Raw genomic sequence first — 23,420 nt, 5'->3', positions numbered from 1 at the left:
GCTCCGCCTCCGACTCCGCCTCGGTGGCCGTGGCTGTCGTGGAGGCTCGGGAGGGCGGCGGCCTGCGCGCGTTCCGGCGACCCCGAAGGGCCTCCCCGGTTGACGTCCGTCGCCGGAGAGGAACAGGCCGGTCGCCCTCCCGCGATGGCCGAAGTCCGTCGTCGGCGCCTCGCCGACTCGAACTCCGCGCCGTGCGAACGCCGTTGTCAGTGGCCCCTCGTAGCGTCTGCGCCATGACGCGAACCGCACACACCTTCGCCTACGCGGGGGCCTCGGCAATCACGGGCTCCGGCGCCGGACGCAGCCTCGGACTGGAGACCGCGGGTGGCCTGACCCCGGTCGGCGCCGAGGCGCATCCGCGCTTCTTCACCGGCTTCCTGAGCGAGCCGCAGGCAGCCGCCCGCGGCCTGCTCGCCGTAGCCGACGTGGCCGCCGCACGGTACTTCCTGCGGACCCGAGGGGCGTCCCTCGACCCGGTGGTCACGGCGAACGGCGACCGGTTGCGCTTCGAGTCGTTCTCCGGCTGCTGCGGGGTCTACGCCCGCCTCGACGTGCTGCCCGAAGGGCTCCAGGGGGCGGACACCGGCCACGGCACCACCAACGTCGACGTCAACAACCCGCTGCGCGAGGCGCTTTCGCGGCTTCCCGGCGGCGATCCGCTGCATCTGCGGGTGGGCCCCGACGAACTCGCGGTGACCACCCTCGACGGGCCGGTGGTCGAGAAGAAGGTGCCGCTGCCGGACCGCTGGCTGCGCGGCTTCGCCGAGTCCCAGGCCATCACCGCCGGCTTCGACCTCCGCGCGGAACTGACCGCCGCCGAAGCCGTCCGGTTCCTGCGCTCCCTCCCGCGCAGCCCCGCCGCCGGAGGCCGGGCCGGCGGCCCGCTGTGGCTGGTTCCGGCGGGGCGGACCCTGCGCCCCACCACCCGCCCTGCACCCGGAGCGATCTGCCTGCCCGGACCGGAGCGGCTCTCCGCCCTCCAGCGCGTCCTGCGCCGGGCCACCGCCCTGCGCGTCTACGGACCCGTGCACGACGGCGCCGCACCCACCGCCTCCGCCTGGGAGATCGCCCTGCCCGGCCTGCGGCTCACCCTGACCCTGTCCCCGGAGGCCGACCGCGGGTTCTCCGGCGAGGGCAGCGTGCTGGAGGCCCTCGCCACCGGTACGGCGGCCGACGACGCCGATCTGGTGTCCGTCCTGCTCGCCTGGGAACCGCGCATCGATCCCCGCCGACCTCGCCGAGCAGTCGGGTCTGTCCACCGAGCGGGTCCGGGCCGCCCTCACCCGTCTGGGCACCGCCGGCAAGGTCGGTTACGACCTCGCCGAGGCCGCCTACTTCCACCGCGAACTCCCTTACGACGCCCGGCGTGCCGAGCGTCACAACCCACGGCTGGTGGCAGCCCGCGCCCTGCTGGCGGAGGACGCCGTCACCTTCGACGGCCCGGCCGTCACCCACGTCGTCTCCGGCGAACGCCGCTACGTGGTCCGGGAGTCCGGGGGTGCCGTCAGCTGTACCTGCCAGTGGTGGGCCGACTACCGCGGCCGTCGCGGCCCCTGCAAGCACGCCCTCGCCACCCGCATGGCACGGCGCGGCACCTCGCCCGCCGCCGGCGCCCCGGCCGGGACACGCACCGCCCCGGCCGCCACCGCTGCCACCAACGGAGACGCACGATGACCAGCACGCCCGACATCCTCACCGCCGTCCGCGCCGGGCTCACCTCCCGGCTGCCCGCCCTGCTCGCGCCACTGGACCGGGCCCAACGGCGCGACCTGCTGGTCGAGTTGAAGGAACTGCGTGCCGAACTGCGAGGCTTCGGCTGGGACCGCCGGCAGGAACGCGAGCGGGTGAGCCCCGCCCTGCTCGTCGCGGGTGCCGCCTGCCAGACCGGTGCCGCCGCCGCTGCCTCCTGGATCGGCGGCCGTGACATGCGCCGCGGCCTGCGCACTCCCGAGCACGAACTGATGGGCGTGCTCGCGGACCGCGAGCCGCAATGGCTCGGCGACCTCGCCCACCGACTCGCGGCCCGCTCCTCCACCGCGCGGGAGGACTACCCGCTCATCCTCGAACTCGTCCGGTGGGCCGGCTGTCCCGTGCCGACCGATGACGGCTGCGTCGAAGGCTGGGCGGCGGCCGCGTGGTCCGCGAACGGCGAGCTCGCCGACGTGTTGCGCGGCGATCCGCACCTCGCGGCGTTCGCTCCGCGACTGTTCGAGACGCCGGAGCCGGTCGCGAGCCTCGTGTGGGCCAACATGAAGCACGAACGGCGCAGTTGGGCCGCCGCGCTCGCGGACCTCGCGGCCGAGGGGCGCCTCGACCGCGCCGTACTCCTGGACGCCTGCACGGCCCGTCTGCTGCGCGGCGGCACGGCCCCCCATCTGAAGCCGTACCTGGGTGTACTGGAAGCGCTGGCTCCCACGGCCGAGGAGGAGCGGGCGCGCGTCGCGGACTGGATCGCGCTCACCGCCGACGCCCCGTCCGCCGTCGCCGGTCACGCGCAGCAGGTCCTCGGCCGCCTGGCCGTCGCAGGACACGTCGCCCCCGCCCGGCTGGCGGAGATGTCCGCCGCGGTGTTCTTCCGTCCCGAGAAGAAACTCGTACGGGCCCAACTGGTGCTGCTCGGCAAGGTACTTGCCCGCGACCCCGCCGCTGCGTCCGAACTGCTCCCGGTGATCGGCGAGGCCTTCGGCCACACGGACACCGACATCCAGGAACGGGCCCTGAAACTGGCCGCCGCGCATCTCGGGGACGACGCCGTCCTCTGCGCCGAACTCGCCGACCACGCACACCTGTTGAGCCCGGTGCACCGGGCGCGTGCCGTGGCACTCCTCGGCGCCGACGCCGCGCCCGTGGAGGACACCGGCCCGTACGAGGAACTGCTGCCCCCGCCCGTGCCGCCCGTGCGGCTCGCCCCGGCCCCGGAGACGGTCGAGGAGACCGTGGAACTCGTCGCCGCGGTCGTCAACTCCCGCACCGAGTCCGTCGAGGAGTTCGAACGCGCCCTCGACGCGCTGGTCCGCCACGCCCACCGCGACCGCGCGGCCCTGGCCGCGGCCCTGCGCCCCGCCCTGGCGGACCGCTTCTGGCTCGACCCGGAACGCCGGCACTTCTACACCCACGAACTGTCGAACCTGGAACGCGTGGCAGCGGCCGTCCTGGACGTCCGGCCGTCCGGTCCGGAGCCGCGCCCGCTGCTGACCTGGCGCAGCGACTGCCACCACAGCGACGCCTTCGCCGCCCGACACGCCCGGCTGGCCGAGGCCGCCCGCGGCATCACGACCGAGCCGCTGCCCTTCCTGCTCGCCACCCCCACGTGGACCAACGGCACCCTGGAGCCGCACGACCTCGTCCTCCGTCTCGCCGAGTACGCCCGTCTCGGTGCCACCCCCGGCCCCGTCGACTTCGCGCAGGCCCTGCTGCGGGTGCGCCGCGACGCCTCCGTACGGCCGCGGGCCACCGAGCTGGGCACGCCCGAGGGGCGGCGCCTCGCGAGCTGGCTCGGCGAGGCAGGCCGGCCCGCGACCGTCACCCGCCATGTCGCCCCGGCCGACCACCACCGGTACGTCGGCACCCCCGACCGGCACCTTCTGGACACGGGTGAGCGGTCCGTCCTCGTGACGGAGTTCCCCGCCGGGTTTCGCGAGCTCGGGAAGGCGCGGAGCGTGACCCGCCGCTGCTGGGACGGAGGGTCCCCCGAGACCTTGATCGCGCTGCTGCCCGAGGACCGCGACACCCTGGCCGCCTGGTCGCTGCCCGGCGTCACCGCCTGCGCCCTCGACGACGAGCGCGGCGGTACCGACATCCTGCCCGGACTCGCCGCCGCCGGATCGCGGGGCCCTGCCGGACCCGCGCTCCACCTCGCGATCGCCACGGGCCTCGGCGCCCGGCACGCCGAGGACCGGCTGCCTTCGGTCGACGCGCTCCTCACCCTCGCGGGCCGCGGCGAGCTGGACACCGCACGCCTCGGCGTGGACCTCACCGAGCTGCTGGCACTGGAGACGGTCAAGCCCGTCCGGCTCGCCGACGCCCTGCGCACCGCCGCCGCGACCGGTGCGCACGCCACCACGTGGGCCGTCCTCGCCGGAGTCCTGCCCGCCCTGCTCACCGGCGCCACGGATCCGCGCGGCACGGGGGAGTTGCTGGAGATCGCCGCCGAGTGCGCCGAGCAGTCCCGGGCCGTCGCCGAGCCCCCCGCGGGTCTCGACGCGACGGCGGCCCGTCCGGGCCGCTCCCGGTTGGCCACCCAGGCGGCCCGGCTGCGCGACGCCCTGCACCGGAACCGGGAGGAGACGGCCGTACCCGTTGGGTGAGGCTCCCACCGGGACCGTACGAGGCGGCCGTGACCACGGCCGCCTCGCACGTCTCGTACGCCTCCCCGCCTGTCAGGCCGTCGGCGCGTACGCCTGCTTCACCGCGCAGGTCCATACCACCGGACGCGCGTCTCCGGCGGCGTCCACGGCGTTCCCGCCGACCGAACCGTTGTCCGAGGCCGCGTAGGCGTGCGACGCGCCGTCCGGTGTCAGGCGGGGCAGGGCGAGAGCCGCGCCCGTGCCGGGCCAGACCTCTGCCTGGTCGGCGGGGAGGGGCCCACCGTCCAGGAACTGCGCGTAGCCGACGGCCAGTTGCGTGTGCGGACTGGTCGCCGTGAAACGGCCCGCGTTGAATCCCGCCAGGCTCGCCACCTGCGCCGGGTCCCCGTACTCCGGCGGATCCCAGTGGACGGCGTCGTTCTCCACGCTGCTGAGCAGGGCACCGACGACGCGCCCGTGGTCGTCGAGCACCGGCCGGTCCCATGCCTGGAGCCACGGCCCGACGGACGGCCCGAGGACCTTCGGGGGAGCGTCCACCGACTCCCACAGGAGCACGACCTCGAGGTAGTCCTCCAGACCGTCGCTCCAGATCCTGCCGTTCGCCACGACGGAACCCGCGTCGTTGACGGACGTGGCGTCCAGGACGGACAGGCCGTCGGCGACCGGCAAGGTGGTGACGAGGCGGCCCTTGCGCCAGACCGCGCCACCCTGCCCACCTGTGATCGTGCCCACGATCCGTCCGTGATCGTTGACGTCGTTGGCCTTGCCGGACACCCCGCCCGTCGGGAGGAGCGTGGCGGCGGACGCTCCGGCCCGGTAGCTGAACGGCGTGCTGTTCAGCGCACTTCCGCCCGAGGTGAACCAACCCACCATCAGGCCATGGCGGTTGACCGCCGCCACCTGTCCACCGTCGAACCCGGCCGGCACCGGCACCTTGTGCACCCGTTTCCCGGTCCAGTACACCGGCCGTTGCCCGGAGACGCCCACGGCGAGACCACTCGCGTTGATGTCCTCGACGGTGCCGGTGCTGTCCTGCGCCGCCGTCCGCAGGGTCAGCACGCGCGGGTTGTCGCAGCCGCCGTCGCCGGCGGCGGCACTCGCGGTGCCGGCGGTCGACGTCAGCGCCATCATCGGTATCACCAAGGCCAGTGCGGCCCGTCCCCAGTGCTTCACTTCGGTTCCCCCACCTGTCGATCCGGCGTCACGGCCCCCTGCCGTCACGGGGGCTATGACCGCCCGCCGGTCCGGCACGTTGTGCGAAGCGCCGCGTTCTTCACCGCAACCCCACTAGTCGGAGACGGTGCTCCGGTTGGACGCCGGCCGGAGAGCCGGGTGCGGCGTCCGAAGGCAGGATCGTTCGTGAACAGGACGGCGGAGCCGGCACACGCCCGGCCTCGCACACCGGCCGGCGCCTCGGCGCGCACAGGGGAGTGGTGGACGACCGTGCCAGTTGCCCGCGACCGTCGCAGGCGGGGGGAGTGGATCGCGCTGATCCTGCTCGCCGGGGCCTCCGGCGCGGCCGACGGGCTGACCTTCCTGACCCTCGGGCACGTCTTCGCCGGGGTGATGACGGGCAACCTCGTCCTGCTCGGCCTCGCGTTCGCGGGGACCGCGGACGCGGTGCGGCCGCTGATCGCACTGGGCGCGTACGCGGGCGGCGCGGCCGTGGCGGCCCTGTACGCGCGGACCGGGGGGCGGGGCGTCCCCGCGCCGGACGGCGGGCACGACGCCCCCGGCGCCCCCGCCCCGTACTGGCCGCTCCGGCTGCGCCGGGTACTCGCCGCCGAGGCCGTGGTCCTCGGCCTGGTGGGCGTCACCTGGGCTCTCCACGGTCCTGACTCCGCCCCCTGGTGGAGCTGCGTGCTGCTGGCCGCGCTCGCGGCGGCGATGGGGGCGCAGTCCGGGGCACTTGCCGTGAGCGGCGCGCCGACGGCCGGGCCCGGCACGTACTTCACCGGAACCCTCACCCAATTGGCCGTACGCGCGGCAGGTGCTCGCCGCAGCGGCGCCGACCTCGCGCATCTGGTGCGGCTGGCCGCCGTCGCCGGCGGGGCGGCCGCAGCGGCCGGCCTGCTGACGGGTGGCCTGGCACGCCCCGCCCCGATCGTGCCGTGCGTCCTGGTCCTCGCGGCCGTCGCGATCGTCACCGTCACCGCCCGCGGGATCCGGCGTCCTGACGCGGAACACCCTCCTGGAAGGACATCACCGTGAAAGCAGTGGTCTACGACGGCCCGCGCACCGTCTCCGTGCACGACGTCCCCGACCCGGAGATCGAACACCCCACGGACGTCGTCGTACGGGTGACGTCCAGCGCGCTGTGCGGCACCGACCTGCACATGTACGACGGGCGCACGGGGGCGGAGCCCGGACTCGTGCTCGGCCACGAACCGCTCGGTGTCGTCGAACGGGCCGGCAACGCCGTCACGGCCGTGTCCGAGGGCGACCGCGTGGTGCTGCCCACCCACCTCTACTGCGGCACGTGTCCCCAGTGCGCCCGCGGGCTGACCGCCGCGTGCAGCCGCATCCGCCCGGGTGCCTTCGGCGCGGCGTACGGATACGCGGGCATGGGGCCCTTCCGCGGTGCGCAGGCCGAACTGCTGCGTGTCCCGTTCGCCGACGCCAACTGCGTTCCGCTGCCCGGCACCCCGGGCGACCGCCACGAGGACGCGTTCGTGCTGCTCGCGGACGCGTTCGTGACGGGATGGCACGCCACCGAGCTGGCCGGGGTCGGGCCGGGCGACAGCGTCGCGGTCTTCGGGGCGGGCACTGTCGGACTGCTGGCGGCGCACGCGGCGCTGATCCGCGGCGCGGGCCAGGTCTACGTGGTGGACCACGTGCCCCGGCGCCTCGCGGTGGCCGCCGAGTTCGGCGCCGTGCCGGTCGACTTCTCGGATGGCGACCCGGTCGAGCAGATCCGTTCCCACCGGGCGGACCTCGGCCTGCCGCCGGGCGAGAGGGGCACGGACGGAGTGGACCGCGCCATCGACGCCGTGGGCTTCCAGTGCCTGGACCGCGCTTCCGCACGGGGCGGGGAACCGCGGGAGAACCCGCGCCAGGTCATCAGCGACATCGCCCGGCTCGTCAACCCGGCCGGCGGGGTCGGTGTCGCCGGTGTGTACGCGGCGAAGGACCTGGACCCGGCCCCGGAGGGGCACGCCGACGGATCGCTGCGCGTTCCCTGGGCGACCTTGTTCGACAAGGGTGTTCGGGTCGGTTTCGGCCGCACCCACGACCGTCGGTACACCCGTCTCCTGCGGGACCTGATCCTGGACGGCAGGGCCTGCCCGGAGAAGGTGATCACCCATCACGGCTCCCTCGCGGACGCCCCGCGTCTGTACCGGGCGTTCGACCGGCGGGCGGAGGGGGTGGTGAAGGCGGCCCTGCGGCCCTGAGCCGCCGGCCGGAGGGAGCGCCCCGGTCCTGACGGCCGGTGTGGTGGTCAAAACGGCTACAGAGCACGGGAGTTGATGCCTCGTCAGCCACGCCCTTGTGCGCCCGGCCCGAGCGTTCGGCCGTCCGCGTCCGCGTCCGCGTGACCGTGACCGTGACCGTGACCGCGTCCGTGTCAGGGCGTGGCGTCCGTGGCCCCGGAACCCGGGGGTTCCGCCTCGGCCAGCGCGACGAGGGCGACGTCGTCGGTGAGATGGTGCGACCACTGCCCGAGGTCGTCCCCCAGGCGGGTCACGAGGTCGCGCAGGGAGCCCGGCGGCAGGGCGGCGAGACGTTCGGTGAGCGGGTAGAAGACGCCGGAGGCGTTGCGGGCCTCGCTGAGGCCGTCGGTGTACAGGAGCAGTACGGTTCCGCGCGGCAGGTGCACGGGGGTGGGGCGCGGCGCGGTCGTGCCGAGGAGGCCGAGTCCCATGGGGAGATGGGCCGGCAGCGGCACCTCCTCGACGCGGCGGCCGGGGCCGATGGCGACCGGGGGCAGGTGGCCGCAGTTCAGGGCGTTGAGTCCCTGGCTGCCGTCGGGACGCTCCAGGAGCAGGGCGGTGGCGAAGAGTTCACCGTCGCCCTGGCCGGCGGCCGTCCGTGCGATGTGACGGTCGAGGCGGGCGGCGAGTTCGGCGAGGTCGGCGGTCTCGTGGGCCTGGCTGCGGAAGCAGCCCAGCACGTCGGCGACGGTCCGCACCGCCTGGAGTCCCTTGCCCCGGACGTCCCCGATCAGGACGCGGGTGCCGTGGGAGGTGCTGGCGACGTCGTAGAAGTCCCCGCCGATGCCGAAGTCGGCGGTGGCCGGGCGGTAGAAGCCGGAGAGTTCCAGGTCGCCCGCGCGGGCGGGCAGCGGTCGCAGTACGGCCTGTTGGAGGGCGGTGGTGCCCGCGAGGGCGCGGGCCAGGCGTTCGGTCTGCCGCCCGCGGGTCCAGACGGCCAGGCCGACGATGGCGCCGCTGACGACGAACGCCGCGAGGGAGAGCGGGCGCCGCGCGTAGGTGTCGTCGCTGAGCACGGTGACGAGGAGGTACTGCGCCGCCGCGGCGGCGGCGACCGCGATGGCGACCGCGGAGCGGCCCAGCACGACGGCGGCGAGGGCGAGAACGGTGACGGTGATCCACAGCAGGCCGTCGGTGGTCTCGGTGCGGGTCGCCTGCGAGATCACCGAGTCGTAGGGGATGCCGGTGACGGCGGCACCCCCCAGCACGACCGCCGCGGGGTACGCGGTCGCCGCCGCCCCGCGGGCCTCGGCGGGCAGCCCGGCCAGGAACCTGGCGGCCCAGGGGATCTGGGCGAGTACGACGCCGAAGCCGACGGCCACCGCGAGAAGCGAGGCGATCACGGTCGCGGCCGTGTGGTGGTCGTGCGGCAGGACCGGGAGCAGGGCGATGCTGACGGCGGCGAGGGTGAGGCCGATGGCCGACGAGGGGCGGGGCTCCAGGGCGCGTCGGGCGCCGTACAGGCCCGCCGCGGCGAACCCGGCACCGAACCCCGCCCACGCCACGAGGCTTTGGGCCTGCTCCCCGCCGCCTTCGGTCAGCAGCACCAGGAGAACGGTCGCCAGTGCCGACATCGCCAGCCCCCAGACGCCTCCCGCCACGACGGCCGCGCCGGTCGCGTCGCCCGCGACACGGCGGCCGTTCCCGCCGGTGCCCGACGGCCGCCGGCGGCGGCGCGGCCGGCCGCGCAGGGAGGGCAGCACGGGGAGACAGCACATCGTCAGCGTGCCCAGGGCGACGGCCAGCAGGGCGATCACCTCGGCGTCCAGCCAGTCCCGCAGCGGCGCCGCCTGCAACAGGGCGCCCAACAGGACGACGGCGATCGTGCCGGCCCTGTACGCGGGGAGCGGCGGAGGAACGCGGGCCGGCGGGGACGTCATGGGCAGCAGCCGGAACACCGTGGGGAGCAGGGCCGCCGAGACCAGGGGCGGCACCGCCTCCACCGCCCGCCAGCCCCCGATCCGGTCGGCGGCCAGCGCCAGGGCCGCACCCGCGACGAGTGCCACCGCGAGCACGGCGAACGCGGAGGCGACGGCCCTGCTGAGACGCCCGCTCCAGTGCACCAGGGGTGCGGCCACCACCATCCCGACCACCACCCCCATCACCGAGGCGCTCTCGATCACGAGCCCGGCCCCGTACTGCCACGGCCCCGCCGCCGACGCCAGCACGACGCCGCCCGCGCACGCCCCGGTCAGCGACCAGGGCAGCACGCGCCGTGTGCCGTGCACGTCGACGGCGCGTCCCCCGACGAACAGTCCGGCCAGGGACGCGCCGACCACCAGTCCCTGGGACATCGACTGCGCGCGGCCGTCCATGCCCAGTTCGGCACCGGCCCGTACCAGCGTGGAGTTGTGCAGGGTCGGGGCGAGCACCCCCAGGGCCACGCCGGTCATCAGCGCCAACCGCCCCAGGGGGTGCAGCCCGCCCGTGGCCGCGGGTTCCGTACCGCTCACGACGGATTCCGTTTCGCGCACTTCATCCGGCGATCATTTCCCACGGCCTGAGGGTCCCGGCGGCACGGCACACCGGCGGTGTCACGGCCGGAAGGACGCCTCGCCCCTCGGCCCTGACGGCGCGCGGCGGGGCCCCGGTGGGCGACGGCGGGCCCGCTCCGCCCGCTCCTCACACGCCCAGCAGATCGGTGAGGTCGTCCGCGTGCTCCTCTTCCTCCTCCAGGATCGACTCGATCAGGCGCCGCGTGGTCGGGTCGCTCTCACCGATCCACCGGACGATCTCCTGGTAGGTGGTGATGACGATGCGCTCGGCCACCAGGTTCTCCTGGAGCATGCGCGTGAGGTCGTTCTCGGCGGTGGTCACGTACTCGGTGTGCGAGCGCTCCTTGAGCGTCGCGGGGTCGAAGTCCGGCTGCCCGCCGAGCTGGCTGATCCGCTCGGCCGCGCGCAGGCCGTGCTGCAACTCCTCCTGTGCGTGCTCGGTGAACTCCGCCGCGACCTGCGCGCGGTCGATACCCGTCGCGGCGATCGCGTGCTGGGAGTAGCGCAGGTAGCAGACCACCTCGGTGGCCACGACCTCGTTGAGCACCTGGATGAGACGGTCCCGGTCGGCCCCGTAGGTCTTGGTCACCGGGCCCTTGTCCATGTGGGCGCGCGCGTCCGCGCGGATCTTCTTGACGTCGATCTCGAACTGGTTCTCCATCGATGCGACCTCTCCCGTTTTATGGCGTTTTGCCCACAGATTAGGCACTGGTCGGCAGTGGATCGGTGGTGCCTCGCCGCGAGGGCGCGAGGGCGCGAGGGCGCGAGGGCGGGGGAGCGGCGACGGTGTGCCGGGAAGAGCGACGGCGGCAGTGGCGAAGACGCCCGCCCGTCCGAAGGACCGGCGTGTTCGCCGTGCGTCAGGTCTCGACGACGGGTCATCATCGTCCATGGCCAACACGTCGCAGAAGCTGAAGATCTTCGTGGTTCCCGAGCATGTGCGCAGCACCGGCCTCTCGGTGGAGGAGGCGGCCGTCCGCACGGCGGTGGTCGAGCCCACGGGGGAGACCGGGGCGTCCGGCTACCCCCGCTACGCCGGAGACGGACTGGTCGCCGACATCGACACCCGCGGCCCGACGGTCGAGGCGCTGCTGGTCGACGGCGCGGAACTGGACTACGGGCTGACCGCGGTGGCGGCCGCCCAGGACTGACGACGCGGGGGGAACCGCCTCAACAGCAGGACCCGTTCGCCCGTGCTTCTCACCGCGAGCCGGTCCGCCCCGATGGGAGCCTGCCGTGCCGACGTCCGAATCCTCCGCCGAACTCCCCGACGCCGAGGGCGTGTTCACCGCCGTCTGCGCCCACACCCATCTGTTCCCCGGCAGCCGCTGCCAGGTGCTCGGCCTGCCCGACCCCGCCGGTTTCGCCGCCGCGCCGGCACCGGTCGGTCTGCTGCTCCGGTTCTCCGACGACGTGGAGGCGGAGGCGGAACTGCTCGTCTCCCCGGACTCGGGTGCGGTCCTCGTGGTGTCGGCCCACACCACCCGCGCGGGCACCCGCATCGGCGAACACAGCTGGCTCGTGAGGAGTTTGAGCGCAACGGGTGACGCGGTGGAGATGCTGGTCGGCAGCCGGGCCGACAGATGACCCCCGCCGCGCAGCGCGGCTCGGGGTGTTCCGGCGCGCCGGCTCGTCCCGGCGCGTGAGGAGGGGATGCCGACATGCACGAACAGGGACCGAGCCGTGAACCGCGACGGGAGCCGGGGAACGGAGACGACGGCGGCGGGAGCCGCGGCGGGCACGAATGCGGCGGCTACGACGCGGAGTTGCGCGGCCATCAGGAGGTGCTGCGACGCGCGAGCACCGTCCGTCCCGACGACCGGGTCCTCGACATCGGGTGCGGGACCGGGCAGACGACGCGGGAGGCCGCGCGCACCGCGCTGCGGGGCGCCGCGCTCGGCGTCGACGTCTCCGCACCCGCGATCGCCGCAGCGCGTGAACTGGCCCGCGCCGAAGGGCTGTTCAACGTCGAGTACGAGCAGGCGGACGCGCGGACGTACCCGTTCCCGTCCGGGCACTTCGACCTGGCGATCAGCAGGTTCGGCACGATGTTCTTCGCCGAACCGGTCGCGGCGTTCACCAACATCGGCCAGGCGCTGCGTCCTTCGGGGCGGCTCGTGATGATGGTGTGGCAGTCCCGGGAGTCCAACGAATGGGACCGTGCCCTTCGCCGCGGCCTCGCCGGACTTCCCGGACCGGAGCCGGAGCCGTCCGCCTTCCCGGACCCGTTCTCGTTGGCCCGGCCCTCCTCGGTGCGGCGGATCCTGGAAGGCGCCGGGTTCGCCGACATCGCCTTCACCGACGTCAGGGAGCCCGTGCACTACGGCGCCGACACCGCCGCGGCTCTCGACTGGGCCAGCGGATTCGTCTGGGTGCGGGAGCGGCTGCGGACCCTGCCCCCGGCCGCCTCCGCGGACGCGCTGGCACGCCTGCGCGCGACCCTCGCCGAGCACGTGACCGACGCCGGAGTGTGCTTCGACTCCCGCGCCTGGCTGATCACCGCTCGCCGGACCGGTCGGCACGGGTCCGGCCCCGGGCGCTCACCGTCGCCCGCCTGACCGGCGGCCGCGGAGTCCGGCACGAGGTCGTCGCCGACGACTCATTCGCCGACGGCGGTGTTCGTCTCCGTGAGGGTGCGGCCGCCGCAGTCCGCGTCCAGCCCCGCGAGCAGACGCAGCCCGTCCCCGGCGGGGCTGTCGGCGGCGGCGGACAGCACGACCAGCTCCATTCCCGACTCGTCCGGCAGCGCGAAGTTCTCCTGGTGCAGCTCCAGCAGTCCGACCAACGGATGCCGGTACGCCTTGCGGCCATGGGTGCGGGCGCGCACGTCCGCACGGGCCCAGAGGCGTCGGAAGCGCTCGCTGCTCATTGACAACTCGCCGATGAGAGACGTGAGTTGGGGGTCGTCGGGATACTGGCCGGCGGCCAGGCGCAGGTGCCCGACCACGTCGAGGGTGCACGTCTCCCAGTCCGCGTACAGGCCGCGCCCGGCCTCCTCCAGGAAGATGTGCCGGGCGGTGTTCAGGGTCGGTACGGGCCTGCCGAAGAGGAGCCCGGCGAGGCGGTTCCCGGCGAGTACGTCCATACGATGGTTCATGATCATGGCGGGGGCGTCGGTCATCAGGTCGAGCACGCGCAGCAACTCCGGCCGCACCCGCCCGCCGGGCGTCTTCGCGCGTCGACGGCGCTGCCGGGAAAGCCGGCAGAGGTGTTCGCGTTCGGTCTCGTCCAGGCCGAGGACGCGGGCGATCGCGTCCAGGATCTGTTCGGAGGGCTGGGTCGCCCGGCCCTGCTCCAGGCGTACGTAGTAGTCGACACTGACGCCGGCGAGGTGTGCGACCTCCTCGCGGCGCAGCCCTTCGACCCGGCGACGGCTGTCGACGGGGATGCCGACGGCCTCGGGGGAGACCCGGGAGCGTCGGGTCCGCAGAAAACCGGCGAGATCGTCCATGTGCCCGAGTATGCCTTCCGCCGCGGCCGCGAAGGTGGCCCTGCCGTTACCAGGAAGTCCGGACCGACGGAAGAGGAGCCTCTGTACGGGCCGGCGTCGCGACGCCCAGGATCGAGGCAATCCGACCCGAGGGAGTTCCCGTGAAGATCCTGATCGTCCATGCCCACCCCGAGCCGAAGTCGCTCAACGGTTCACTGAAGGACCTGGCGGTGGTCACGCTGGAGGGCGCCGGACACGAGGTACGGGTGAGCGACCTGTACGCGATGAACTGGAAGGCGGTCGTGGACGCGGCGGACTACGGCCCCGACGCGTCGAGTCCGTTGAAGGTCGTCCTGGACTCGGGCCGGGCCTTCGAGCGGGGGACGCTCGGCGCGGACGTGGTCGCCGAGCAGGAGAAACTGCTGTGGGCCGACACGGTCATCTTCCAGTTCCCGCTGTGGTGGTACACGATGCCCGCGATCCTCAAGGGCTGGGTGGACCGGGTGTTCACCTACCGCTTCGCGTACGGCGTCGGCGAGCACAGCGACACCAAGTACGGCGAGCGTTTCGGCGAGGGGACCCTCGCGGGCAGGAGGGCGCTGCTCTCGGTGACCGTCGGCGGCCCGGAGGCGCACTACGCCCCGCGCGGCATCAACGGCCCGATCGCCGATCTGCTCTTCCCGTTCCACCACGGCATCCTCTACTACCCCGGCCTCGATGTGCTGCCGCCGTTCGTGGTGTACGGCACCGACCGGGTGACCGCCGATACGTACCCGGAGGTCGCCAAGGCATGGGAGGAGCGCCTGCTCACCCTGGAGTCGACCGAGCCGATCGCGTTCCGGCGGCAGAACTTCGGTGACTACGAGATCCCGTCACTGCACCTCAAGGAGGGTCTTGAGGCCGAGGGCCGCACGGGCTTCGGGCTGCACGTGCGCGGCTGAGCAGCCACGAGGGGGCTCCCGCTTGCGAGGTGATGGGTGCGTACGCCCGACTCGGTGCGGACTTGAAACGTGTGTCACCGAAAGGACGGTTCGACCTGACGGTGTGTCAGAAAGTGCGGCGTGATGCAACGTTGTAGGTGGTGCGGAGGACGGCTAGCGTGACGTTCGCACGGTTCTAGACAACGTTGTCAAACGGACCGGTCCCGCGACCGGTCGGCACCGTCCTGGAGGCAGGCTCATGCACGGCACTTCCGCAGCACTTCCCCGCCGCACTCTTCTGACCGCGCTCGCGGTGGCCGGCGCGGCCGGAACCACGTTGATGGCCGGGGGACCCCGGGCGGTCGCCGCCACCGGTGGAAAGACCGGCACCGGTGGCGGCGCGAGCACCGGTGGCGGCGGATCGATGCCGAGCCCCGGGAAGATCGCCGCCGAGATCCGCGACGAGTTCCTGCACGGCTGGAACGGCTACAAGCAGTACGCCTGGGGGCACGACCAGGTGCTCCCGGTGTCCGGGGGCTCCAACGAGTTCTTCGCCGACGGGCACCCGGTGGGGCTGTCCATCATCGAGGCGCTGGACACCCTCTATCTGCTGGGCCTGGACCACGAGTTGGCGATCGCCAAGAAGTGGGTCACCACCCAGCTCGACCTGAACATCGACGCCGACTTCCACGTCTTCGAGGCCATCATCCGGGTCGTCGGCGGCCTGATCTCCGGTTACCTCACGACCAGGGACAGGAAGCTCCTCGAACTCGCCGTGGACGCCGCCGACCGTTTGATGCCGGCCTTCACCAAGTCGCCCACCGGTATGCCCTACACGCAGTGCAACATGGCCACCGGAGCGGTCAGCGGCAGCACTCCGCCGCTGGCCGAGATCGGCACCAACATCCTTGAGTTCGGCATCCTGTCCAAGCTGACCGGCGACGGGAAGTACTACGCGGCGGCCAAGAAGGCGTTCCGTGCCGCACTCGCGCAGCGCAGCGAGATCGGCCTGCTGCCCACCTACTTCGACGTGGAGACGGGCAGGCCGACCGACGGCAGCAGCCAGGCTCCCAACCCGCCGGTGGACTCCTTCTACGAGTACCTGTGGGGCGGTTGGGTCCTGTTCGGCGACCGCGACCTGCTCAAGTGGTGGAACGAGACGACCAAGGCGATCCTGAAGTACCAGGCGGTCAAGGTCGGCGGGGACCTGTGGTTCCGCCAGGTCGACTACGCGACCGGCGCCGAGACCGGCACCTCCGCCTCCGAACTGGGCTCCTTCTACGCCGGGTTGCTCGGCAAGGCCGGCGACCTCACCGCCGCGAGGGGCTATTACGACGGCTGGACCGGCGTTCTCGACCGCTACCCGGTGCTCCCCGAGGAGATCGACTACTCCACCGGCAAGGTCACCTCGGCCAGCAACAACCTGCGCCCGGAGTACGTCAATTCCTCCTTCGACCTCTACCAGACGACCCGTGACCCCCGCTATCGCGCCACGGCCTACCAGTACTTCGTCGGCATGCGAGACAACCTCCGCGTCCCGGGCGGCTACACGATCGCCAACGACGTCACGACCTCCCCGATGCGGCTCGGTGACCTCACCCAGGCCTACTGGTTCTCCGAGAACATGAAGTACCTGTACCTGACCTTCGCCGACACCCCCCGCTACGACTACCGCACGGGCTACCTCTCCACCGAGGGCAACATCTTCCGCGGGGTCCGCCGCACCGGCTGAGAAGAGCGACGCCCGGTACGACGCCCGGTGCCCCGCACCGGGCGTCGCGCTGCCCGGCCGTCCCCCCCGTCCGACTGCGTCCTCGGGTGCACGGCAACGGGCGGTCGGTACGTGGTCGGCGGCGCGCCCGCTCGCCGGCCGGGCGGGCGGGCCGCGAGGACCGAATACCGGGTTCCACCACGAGCGAGCCCTCTGTCCAACTCGCCTCGCTGTCGCGGCAGATGGAGCGTCCGGGGCACCCCCGGTACTCTGCGGTCCGCACGCCGACCCCGGACCCGAAGGATCGCGATGGCCATGCGTACCTCGAACCGCGCCCCTTCCGCACGGCATCGGCGTCCGGACGACGGCGTGACGTCGGCGTCGCCACGGGCCGACGCGGGTGCGGTATCGCCCCGCGGCGGCAGACCGGGCCCTCGGGGCAGCGCCCACCGGGCCGCCGTATGAGGCGCGCGCACGGCGACAGCCCGCGGCCCCTGGTCATGGTCCGGCGGATACCGGTGGGCCGAGGGCCCGAGCACGTCGTCGCGGACGGACCCGGGCACGTGCTGACCGGCCTCCAGGACGGCCGTGTGCTGCGGGTGGCGACAGCCGCGCCGTACGCGGCGCAGCTGGTGGGGAGCACGGGCGCACGCCCGTTGGGGCTGGCTCCGCTGCCGGACGGGCGCGTCCTGGTGTGCGACGCCGAACGCGGACTGCTGCGCCTGTCCCGCGCGGGAGCGGTGGAGGTGCTGGTCGACCGGGTCGGGGGCGAGCCGCTGCGGCTGTGCAGCAACGTGGACGTCGGCGGGGACGGCACCGTCTACTTCACGTCGTCCAGCACGCGTTACCGGCTGGCCCACTGGCGCAGCGACCTCGTCGAGCACACGGCGTCCGGGCGGCTGATGAGGCTGGCGCCCGGGTCGTCGGAGCCCGAAGTCCTGTCCGACGGGCTGGAGTTCGCCAACGGCGTGGTGGTCGCGGCCGACGGGGCGTGGCTTCTGGTCGCCGAGACCGGGGCCCGCAGACTCGTGCGCCACTGGCTCTCCGGCCCGTCGGCGGGGACCACGGACGTGCTCCTCGACGACCTCCCCGGCTACCCCGACAACCTCACGCGCGGCCCCGGCGGCACCCTGTGGGTCGCGCTGGCGGCCCCGGCGAACCCGCTGGTGGAGGTGACCCGGCGCGCGCCCCTCGGCGTGCGGCGGGCGGCCGGGGCTGCGGCGCTGGCGGTACGCGTCCGGCCGCCCCGTACGGTACGTCTGCTGGGGCTTGGCCCCGACGGAGGCGTCCGGCACGACCTGCGGCGCACCGGCCCGGGATGCCGGATGATCACCAGCGCCGCCGAGACGGGGGAATGCCTCGTGCTCGGGAGTCTCACGGCGAGCCACCTCACCGTGTGCGAACTCCCGGACCACGGTGGAGGCGGACACGCCGGCTGACGCGGGCGGCACGGAACGTCAGCAGGGGACCGGCGAGGCCACCCGGCAGGGCCCGTGGGCGAGTTGGGCGTTGTCGGCGCCCGGGAGCGTCACACGGTCGGGTTCAGCGCAGGTGCTCCGGTGTCCGCCGCAGAACCAGGCTCACGAAGCCCCAGTTGTCGCGGTAGACGCGCAGCCACTCGGTGCGCCGGGACGAGGCGGTCGCGAGCACCTCGGGGCTTTCCGGGGCGTCGGGGTTGTCCAGGGCCCAGGAGGCGAGCGATCCCCAGCAGGCCCATTCGTAGTCGTCCAGCTCGCGACGGGTGCTGACGTGTCCGTGGACGGGGGTCCAGCCGTCCGCGGTGACGCGGTCCAGCGTGGTCGCCAGGTCGGAGAAGTCACCGAGCATCTCGACCGCCTCGGGTGACGGCTCGCGCTCCCAGAAGCCGTCCCCGACCAGGACGCGGCCGCCCGGCGCCAGATGCTCCCGGGCCGCCGCGAGAGTGGGGAGCAGACCGCCGAAGGCGTGCGCCGCTCCGACGCTCAGGACGAGGTCGAAGGAGTGGGAGGCGGGGAAGTCGGCGGCTGCCCGACGATGCAGGACGAGGCGCTCCTCGACGCCGAGTCCGCGGGCGGCCTGCGCCGCCCGGTGGACGGCGTCCTCCGACAGGTCGACGCCCTCGGCGTGCAGCCCGGGGTGGGTCGTCAGGGCGCGCAGCAGCCACTCCCCGCTGCCGCATCCCAGGTCGAGCACCCGCTCGGTGCCCGTCGGGGCGCCGTGTCGCAGCAGCCGGCGTACCGAGTCGTCGTCGAGCGGGGACCTGATGGGGCGGTGGGTGTGGGCCAAATTGGAGATCGTCTCGCGGTTCACCGGCCGGAGCCTCTCACCGTCGGAGGCCGCCCGCACCCGTATTACCGGTCAGCGCCGGAGACTGCCGCGTGACGATGCCCGCGCCCCGGCCTCCGCGAGGTCCGCCCGCCGGATCGCCGCCCGCGCGTGCGCCTAGGATCGGCGCCATGGCACTGCGACCTGTTCAGGCGAACTTCAAGGCCCTCGACGACGACGCGTTGGGCAGATTCTGGGCGGCGGCCCTCGGCTGGGGTGTCTCCCACGAGGCGCCCGGCGTCACCAACGTCGAACCCCTCGGCGGGTTCGTCTGGCCCGACCCCACGGCACTGTGCATCGACGTCGTCGCCGTTCCGGAGCCGAAGCCCCCTACGAAGAACCGTGTCCACCTCGACCTCGCTTCCCAATCCGCTGCACACCAGGCGGAGTTGGTGTCACGGCTGCGTGAACTCGGCGCCGTGCCGGTGGACATCGGCCAGGCCGACGTACCGTGGACCGTCCTCGCGGACGTCGAGGGAAACGAGTTCTGCGTGCTGGAGCCCCGTGACCACTACCGGGACACCGGGCCGGTCGCGGCCGTGGTGGTGGACTGTGAGGACCCACGGGCGATGGCTCGTTTCTGGGGCGCGGCCGTGGACTGGAAGGTGCTCGAAGTGGCCGACGACCACGCGTCGTTGAGGTCGGCCGAGGGCGTCGGACCGTACCTGGAGTTCCTCCGCGTGCCCGGGGGGAAGACCGTGCCGGACCGTGTTCACCTCGACCTGCTGCCGTACCCCGGCGACGACACGGAGACCGAGGTGGCCCGACTGCGGGCCCTCGGCGCCGTCGGTCTGGATCTGGGCCAGGGCGACGTTTCGTGGACGTGTCTGGTGGACCCCGACGGACACGAGTTCTGTGTCCTGGGGGCGCCCGCGTCCTGACGGCCGGTCCTCGCCCCGGGGCGTCGCCTCTTCGGGCCGTACGGTCGGTCCGGTCGGGGCGGCGCGCGGCGCGGGGGCGACCCCGACGTGCGCCCCGGCGGCGGCAACTCGTGCTGCGTGCAAGGGAGTCCGCCGCCGTGGACGCGTGAAGGTGTGCATCCGCGGGGAGCGGCGGTGCCGCGCCGTCCTCCGACGGCGCGGCGTCCCCGAGGCGTCCCCGAGGGTCAACGTCCGGTCGAGGGGCGGTCCTCCAGCCCGCCGATCACCTTGTCCAAGGTGATCGGCAGGTCCCGCACCCGGACACCGCAGGCGTGCCGGACGGCGTTCGAGACCGCGGCGGCCGTGCCCACGATGCCGATCTCCCCGATGCCCTTCGACCCCATGGCGTTGACGTGCGGGTCGTGCTCGGGCAGCCAGTACGCCTCGATCTCGTGCACGTCCGCGTTGGCCGCGATGTGGTAGCCGGCGAAGTCGTGGTTGACCACATGGCCCGTGCGGGGATCCAGGACGCTGCTCTCGTGCAGGGCCATCGAGAGCCCCATCGTCATTCCGCCGATGAACTGCGACCGGGCCGTGCGCGGGTTGATGATCCGGCCCGCCGCGAACACACCGAGCAGGCGGGACACGCGCACCTCGCCCGTGTCGGCGTGGACGCGTGCCTCGGCGAACTGCGCGCCGAAGGCGTGCATCGCGAAACGGTCGTCGGCCTGCCCCACCGAGCCGGACGCCTCGGCCCCGTCCGGCGGTTCGGTCCCGTACGCGTCACGCAGCGCCCGTGCCGCCTCGACCACGGCCGAGCCCCACGTCGTCATGCCCGACGAACCGCCCGCCACCGACGCCGTCGGGTAGTCGGTGTCGCCGATGCGCACCTCCACACCGGAGACCGGCACCCCGAGGGCGTCCGCGGCGATCTGGGCCAGAGTGGTCCACGTGCCCGTGCCGAGGTCGGCCGCGCCGATCTCGGCGACGTAGCGGTCCCGTTCCCGCCGGATCGTCGCCGTCGACTTCGGCATCCGGTTCACCGGATAGGTGGAGGCCGCGACGCCCGTACCGACCAGCCAGTCGCCCTCGCGGCGTGTGCCGGGCCGCGGATCGCGCCGCGACCAGCCGAACCGCTCCGCGCCCTCCCGCAGACAGCCGACGAGGTTCCGGCTGGAGAACGGCTTGCCCGTGTCCGGGTCGACCGCGGGTTCGTTGCGGATGCGTAGCTCGACCGGGTCCATGCCCAGCAGTTCGGCCAGTTCGTCCATGGCCACCTCGGGGCCGAACATGCCGGGGCACTCGCCCGGGGCGCGCATCCAGGACGGCACGGGGACGTCGAGAGCGGCGAGCCGGTGCGTGGTGCGCCGGTTCGGGGTGGCGTACATCATCCGCGCGGGTACGCCCGTCTGCTCCGCGAACTCCTTGATGCGCGAGGTCTGTTCGACGACCTCGACGGAGAGGGCGGTGAGCGTGCCGGTGCTGTCCGCCCCGAGTCTGCACCGCTGGATCGTCGGGGTGCGGTAGCCGACCAGCGTGAACATCTGACGACGCGTCAGGGCGAGTCGAACGGGCCGGCCGGGGACCGCCCGCGCGGCGAGCGTCGCGAGCACCACGTTGACGTGCGGCTCTCCCTTCGACCCGAACCCCCCGCCGACGTACGGGCAGACGACCCGGACCCGTTCCTCGTCGAGGCCGAACAGGGAGGCCAGCACGGAACGTGTCGGGTGGACGCCCTGGGTGGAGTCCCACAGGGTGAGCGAGCCGCCGTCGGTTGGGTCCCACAGGGCTGTCGTGGCGTGCGGTTCCATCGGATTGTTGTGGTTCGTCGCGGTGGTGTAGGTCTGCTCCACGGTCACGTCGGCGGTTGCCAGTGCGGCCTCGACGTCGCCTTCGGCGGTGTCCGTGGCAAAGCTGGGGTTCACCTGCTCGGGGGCGTACAAGTCGTCCCGGTCGGCGCGGAGTTCGGCATCGTGTGCCGCCGCCGCGTAGGTCACCCGGACGAGGCCGGCGGCGTGCCGCGCGACCTCGGAGGTCTCGGCGACGACCGCCGCGACGACCTGCCCCCGGAAGGCCACCTCGTCGTTCTGCAGTGCCGCCAGTTCCCTGTCCTCGACGGAGGCGAGGCGTTCGGCGCCGGCGGGTGTGAGCACCGCGAGGACGCCGTCCAGGGCCTCGGCGGCGGTGGTGTCCACCTCCGTGACGCGGCCCCGGGCGATCGTCGCCTGGACGGGATGCGCGTAGGCGGGGTTCTCGTACGGAGCCTCGGCGGCGAACGTCGCGGTGCCCAGGACCTTGGCGGCTCCGTCCCGTCGGGGCAGGTCGCTGCCGATGGCGTTCGGCTCGCTCAGGAAGGTCATCGGGCGTCCTCTCGGGCCAGGTCGCGCAGGGTCGCGGTGAGGGTGCCGCGCAGCAGGGGGACCTTGAACGCGTTGCCGCCGTCCAGCCCCTCGGCCGGCCGGGCGTCCGCGAGTTCGGCGTCCGCCGCGGCGCGGTAGCTGGTGTCCGAGGCCGGGGCGCCGCGCAGTGCCTCCTCGGCCCGGTACGCGCGCCACGGCACGTGTGCCACGCCGCCGAACGCGATGCGCGCGTCGACGATCGCCCCGTCCTCGACCTGCACCGCCGCGGCCACGCTGACCAGGGCGAACGCGTACGAGGCGCGGTCGCGCACCTTCCGGTAGGCCGACCGGCGGGCGATGTCCAGGGCCGGCAGGTCGAACGCGGTGATCAGCTCGCCGTGTCGCAGGACCGTGTCCCGCTCCGGGGCGTCGCCCGGCAGCCGGTGCAGGTCGGTGAAGGGGACGGTGCGTTCACCGTCCGGCCCGAGGACCAGTACCCGGGCGTCGAGCGCCGCCATCGCGACGGCCATGTCGGAGGGGTGGACCGCGATGCAGTGCTCCGAGGCCCCGAGGACGGCGTGGTTGCGGGTCCAGCCCCCGACGGCCGAGCAACCCGAGTTCGGCTCCCGCTTGTTGCACGGTGTCGTGACGTCGTGGAAGTAGACGCAGCGGGTCCGTTGCAGGGGATTGCCGCCCGCCGTGGCCATGTTGCGGAGCTGGCCCGACGCGCCGGACAGCAACGCCTGGGAGAGGACGGGGAATTGCTCGCGCACCCGGGGGTCCGCGGCGAGCTCGCTGTTGCTGATGCCCGCGCCGATCCGGAGGGTGCCGCCGTCGAGTTCCTCGATGCCCGCGGGCAGCAGGCGCGAGACGTCGACGACCAGGTCCGGCCGGGCGACACCGAGCTTGAGATGGTCGACCAGGTTCGTACCGCCGCCGAGGAACACCGCGGCGGGGTCGCCCGCGACGGTGCGCACCGCGTCGGCCGCGTCGGCGGGGCTCCGGTAGGTGAACGGCTTCATCCCGCGACCTCCGCACTGTCGGGCCGCCCGGCCGGGGAGACCGCCGCCGCCTGCTGGATCGCGGGCACGATGTTGGCGTAGGCCCCGCAGCGGCACAGGTTGCCGCTCATCCGTTCGGCCACCTCGGCGTGGTCCAGGCGGGGCGGCCCGGCGTCGCCGGTGACGGCGCTGGGCCAGCCCCGCGCGTATTCGTCCAGCATGCCGACGGCGGAGACGACCTGCCCCGGTGTGCAGTAGCCGCACTGGAAGGCGTCGCAGTCGACGAAGGCGCGCTGGACGGGGTGCAGACCGTCGGCGGACGAGGCGTCGGCGGCGGGAGCCTCCGCGGCGAGCCCCTCGGCGGTGACGACGCGGGCGCCGTCCTGGGTGACCGCGAGGACGAGGCAGCTCAGCACGCGCCGGCCGCCGGACAGGACCGTGCACGCCCCGCACTGTCCGTGGTCGCAGCCCTTCTTGGCGCTTGTCACCCCCAGCCGCTCGCGCAGGGCGTCGAGCAGCGTCGTGCGCGTGTCGACGGTCAGCCGACGGGGTCTTCCGTCGACGTTCACGGTGATCTCTGCATCCATTCCAGGAAGGTTCCACGCGGCCCTCCCGGCTCACA

Annotated in this window: 18 protein-coding genes and 1 pseudogene; 11 read left to right on the top strand and 8 right to left on the bottom strand. The window is 73.6% G+C overall.

Annotation, left to right across the window (positions count from 1 at the left end):
• Positions 1-233 precede the first annotated feature (233 nt).
• Positions 234-1,674 (top strand): annotated as a pseudogene (locus ACFZA0_RS06025) (SWIM zinc finger family protein).
• Positions 1,671-4,307, top strand: a complete 2,637-nt coding sequence (locus tag ACFZA0_RS06020) for a DUF6493 family protein (RefSeq protein WP_391012074.1) — start codon at positions 1,671-1,673, stop codon at positions 4,305-4,307. Before ACFZA0_RS06025 ends, ACFZA0_RS06020 begins: the two are co-directional and overlap by 4 nt.
• A gap of 72 nt (positions 4,308-4,379) precedes the next feature.
• On the opposite strand, the gene ACFZA0_RS06015 is transcribed toward ACFZA0_RS06020, so the two are convergent.
• Positions 4,380-5,480, bottom strand: coding sequence for a hypothetical protein (locus ACFZA0_RS06015; protein ID WP_391012071.1), 1,101 nt, complete (start codon positions 5,478-5,480; stop codon positions 4,380-4,382).
• Positions 5,481-5,750: 270 nt separating this feature from the next.
• On the opposite strand from ACFZA0_RS06015, the gene ACFZA0_RS06010 reads away from it, so the two are divergent.
• Both ACFZA0_RS06010 and ACFZA0_RS06005 read left to right on the top strand, forming a co-directional pair.
• Positions 5,751-6,518: a DUF1275 family protein gene (locus ACFZA0_RS06010; protein ID WP_391012068.1), complete on the top strand. Its 768-nt coding sequence runs from the start codon at positions 5,751-5,753 to the stop codon at positions 6,516-6,518.
• The gene (locus ACFZA0_RS06005; RefSeq protein WP_391012065.1) at positions 6,515-7,699 is read left to right on the top strand and encodes an alcohol dehydrogenase catalytic domain-containing protein; all 1,185 of its coding nucleotides are present in this window, start codon (positions 6,515-6,517) and stop codon (positions 7,697-7,699) included. The genes ACFZA0_RS06010 and ACFZA0_RS06005 overlap by 4 nt, the downstream gene beginning before the upstream one ends.
• 173 nt (positions 7,700-7,872) lie before the next feature.
• On the opposite strand, the gene ACFZA0_RS06000 is transcribed toward ACFZA0_RS06005, so the two are convergent.
• The gene (locus ACFZA0_RS06000; RefSeq protein ID WP_391012061.1) at positions 7,873-10,191 is read right to left on the bottom strand and encodes an MFS transporter; all 2,319 of its coding nucleotides are present in this window, start codon (positions 10,189-10,191) and stop codon (positions 7,873-7,875) included.
• A 169-nt stretch (positions 10,192-10,360) separates the two neighbouring features.
• Complete coding sequence (locus ACFZA0_RS05995; RefSeq protein ID WP_391012058.1) at positions 10,361-10,894, bottom strand: ferritin-like domain-containing protein; 534 nt, start codon at positions 10,892-10,894, stop codon at positions 10,361-10,363.
• A 229-nt stretch (positions 10,895-11,123) separates the two neighbouring features.
• On the opposite strand from ACFZA0_RS05995, the gene ACFZA0_RS05990 reads away from it, so the two are divergent.
• The 3 genes from ACFZA0_RS05990 to ACFZA0_RS05980 all read left to right on the top strand — a co-directional run bounded on the left by ACFZA0_RS05990 (position 11,124) and on the right by ACFZA0_RS05980 (position 12,791).
• Entirely contained in the window at positions 11,124-11,384 is a 261-nt protein-coding gene (locus ACFZA0_RS05990; RefSeq protein ID WP_391012055.1) for a hypothetical protein, read from the top strand.
• A gap of 85 nt (positions 11,385-11,469) precedes the next feature.
• A complete protein-coding gene (locus ACFZA0_RS05985) occupies positions 11,470-11,820 on the top strand; it encodes a hypothetical protein (RefSeq protein WP_391012052.1) in 351 nt (116 codons plus the stop codon).
• A gap of 74 nt (positions 11,821-11,894) precedes the next feature.
• Positions 11,895-12,791 (top strand): methyltransferase domain-containing protein, encoded by an 897-nt coding sequence (locus ACFZA0_RS05980; RefSeq protein WP_391012049.1) that lies wholly within the window; start codon positions 11,895-11,897, stop codon positions 12,789-12,791.
• A 41-nt stretch (positions 12,792-12,832) separates the two neighbouring features.
• Here the strand turns inward: ACFZA0_RS05980 and ACFZA0_RS05975 are convergent, their stop codons facing one another.
• Positions 12,833-13,684, bottom strand: coding sequence for a helix-turn-helix domain-containing protein (locus tag ACFZA0_RS05975; RefSeq protein ID WP_391012046.1), 852 nt, complete (start codon positions 13,682-13,684; stop codon positions 12,833-12,835).
• Between the two features lie 140 nt (positions 13,685-13,824).
• Between ACFZA0_RS05975 and ACFZA0_RS05970 the strand changes: the two genes are divergently transcribed.
• The 3 genes from ACFZA0_RS05970 to ACFZA0_RS05960 all read left to right on the top strand — a co-directional run bounded on the left by ACFZA0_RS05970 (position 13,825) and on the right by ACFZA0_RS05960 (position 17,733).
• Entirely contained in the window at positions 13,825-14,604 is a 780-nt protein-coding gene (locus ACFZA0_RS05970) for an NAD(P)H-dependent oxidoreductase (protein ID WP_391012043.1), read from the top strand.
• A 238-nt stretch (positions 14,605-14,842) separates the two neighbouring features.
• Positions 14,843-16,315, top strand: coding sequence for a glycoside hydrolase family 47 protein (locus ACFZA0_RS05965; RefSeq protein ID WP_391012041.1), 1,473 nt, complete (start codon positions 14,843-14,845; stop codon positions 16,313-16,315).
• A gap of 440 nt (positions 16,316-16,755) precedes the next feature.
• Complete coding sequence (locus ACFZA0_RS05960) at positions 16,756-17,733, top strand: SMP-30/gluconolactonase/LRE family protein (protein WP_391012038.1); 978 nt, start codon at positions 16,756-16,758, stop codon at positions 17,731-17,733.
• Between the two features lie 103 nt (positions 17,734-17,836).
• Here the strand turns inward: ACFZA0_RS05960 and ACFZA0_RS05955 are convergent, their stop codons facing one another.
• The gene (locus ACFZA0_RS05955) at positions 17,837-18,583 is read right to left on the bottom strand and encodes a methyltransferase (protein ID WP_391012036.1); all 747 of its coding nucleotides are present in this window, start codon (positions 18,581-18,583) and stop codon (positions 17,837-17,839) included.
• A gap of 146 nt (positions 18,584-18,729) precedes the next feature.
• Here ACFZA0_RS05955 and ACFZA0_RS05950 point away from each other — a divergent pair, with 146 nt between their 5' ends.
• Positions 18,730-19,479, top strand: a complete 750-nt coding sequence (locus tag ACFZA0_RS05950; protein WP_391012033.1) for a VOC family protein — start codon at positions 18,730-18,732, stop codon at positions 19,477-19,479.
• 224 nt (positions 19,480-19,703) lie between these two features.
• Here ACFZA0_RS05950 and ACFZA0_RS05945 read toward each other — a convergent pair whose 3' ends face one another.
• The 3 genes from ACFZA0_RS05945 to ACFZA0_RS05935 are packed head-to-tail and all read right to left on the bottom strand — an operon-like array spanning position 19,704 to position 23,385.
• Entirely contained in the window at positions 19,704-21,818 is a 2,115-nt protein-coding gene (locus ACFZA0_RS05945) for a molybdopterin cofactor-binding domain-containing protein (RefSeq protein WP_391012030.1), read from the bottom strand.
• On the bottom strand, positions 21,815-22,819 hold the full coding sequence (locus ACFZA0_RS05940; protein WP_391012027.1) for an FAD binding domain-containing protein: 1,005 nt from the start codon (positions 22,817-22,819) through the stop codon (positions 21,815-21,817). The genes ACFZA0_RS05945 and ACFZA0_RS05940 overlap by 4 nt, the downstream gene beginning before the upstream one ends.
• Positions 22,816-23,385 carry a 2Fe-2S iron-sulfur cluster-binding protein gene (locus tag ACFZA0_RS05935; RefSeq protein WP_391012024.1) on the bottom strand — a complete coding sequence of 190 codons (570 nt, stop codon included), beginning with the start codon at positions 23,383-23,385 and terminating at the stop codon, positions 22,816-22,818. Before ACFZA0_RS05935 ends, ACFZA0_RS05940 begins: the two co-directional genes overlap by 4 nt.
• Between the last annotated feature and the right edge of the window lie 35 nt (positions 23,386-23,420).

Origin of the sequence: Streptomyces sp. NPDC008150 (assembly GCF_042956945.1) — a bacterium.
Lineage (GTDB): Bacteria > Actinomycetota > Actinomycetes > Streptomycetales > Streptomycetaceae > Streptomyces.
This window is presented reverse-complemented; position numbering and strand designations above follow the sequence as displayed.